Raw genomic sequence first — 1,062 nt, forward strand, 5'->3', positions numbered from 1 at the left:
CCAGTGTGCCAATCAGCGCGGAAGCGGTGGCCCAGACCGAAGGCGCCAAAGAGGTTGAAATACGTCCGCGGGTAGGCGGCATCCTGCTCAAGCGCCTGTACGAGGAAGGAGCGGAGGTAAAGGTGGGCCAGCCCCTGTTCCTGATCGATCCGGTGCCCTACCAGAACGCATTGGCGCAAGCAAAGGCCCAGCTTGCCGAGCAAAGGGCCCGCGTGGGTCAGACCGAGCGCGAAGAAAACCGCTTGCGTGATCTCCTCGAAGCCCAGGCCATCAGCCAGCGTGAGTACGATAACGCGGTTTCCGAGAGTGCCATCACGCGTGCAGGCCTGCAACAGGCCGAGGTGCGCGTGCGCGACGCGGAGCTCAATTTGTCCTATACCAACGTCGCCGCCCCCGTCAGCGGCATCTCCGGCCGCTTCCGGTTTTCTGTAGGCGCGCTGGTGGAGGCAAACAGCAGCTTGCTCACCACAATCGTACAGTTATCGCCCATATGGGTGCGCTTCAGTCTCTCCGACAACGAACTGGCACAGCTAGGTGGCCCTCTGAACGAACAGCGGGTGCAGGAGATAACACTGATTTTGCCGGATGGCAAGGAATACGAAAAAAAAGGGGAATTGAACTTCGCCGCCAGTCAGATCGATCCCCTGCTCGGGACGCAGCAACTGCGCGCCGAATTCGACAATAGCAATCAACGCTTGCTTCCGGGCCAGTTCGTGCGCGCCCGCGTCGTGACTGGCCAACAGGATGGCGTTTTCCTGGTGCCCCAGGTCGCAGTGCAGATATCCGATATGGGCAAGACTGTATATGTGGTCAATGAAAAGAACGAAGCAGCGATCCGGCCAGTGGTGACAGGTCGCTGGATCGGCAAGGACTGGGTCATTCTGGATGGCCTTAAAGCTCGCGATAAAGTCATCGTCGATAACCTCATCAAGCTGCGCCCGGGCACCGTCGTATCGCCGCATGCGCCAGGCGAGGCGCCTGCTGCTTCAACCCAGCCGCAACCCGAAAAGCAGACCTGAGCTCGAACTAACTCATGACCAGATTCTTCATCACCCGCCCGAT

The 1,062-nt window shown here is 59.6% G+C and carries 1 protein-coding gene; it reads left to right on the plus strand.

The genetic code is table 11. The features are described from left to right. On the plus strand, positions 1–1,019 hold a 1,019-nt coding region (locus BM022_RS14990), incomplete at its 5' end, for an efflux RND transporter periplasmic adaptor subunit (RefSeq protein WP_143079615.1). Positions 1,020–1,062: the final 43 nt, after the last annotated feature.

The organism is Nitrosospira sp. Nsp14 (genome assembly GCF_900113575.1).
Lineage (GTDB): Bacteria > Pseudomonadota > Gammaproteobacteria > Burkholderiales > Nitrosomonadaceae > Nitrosospira.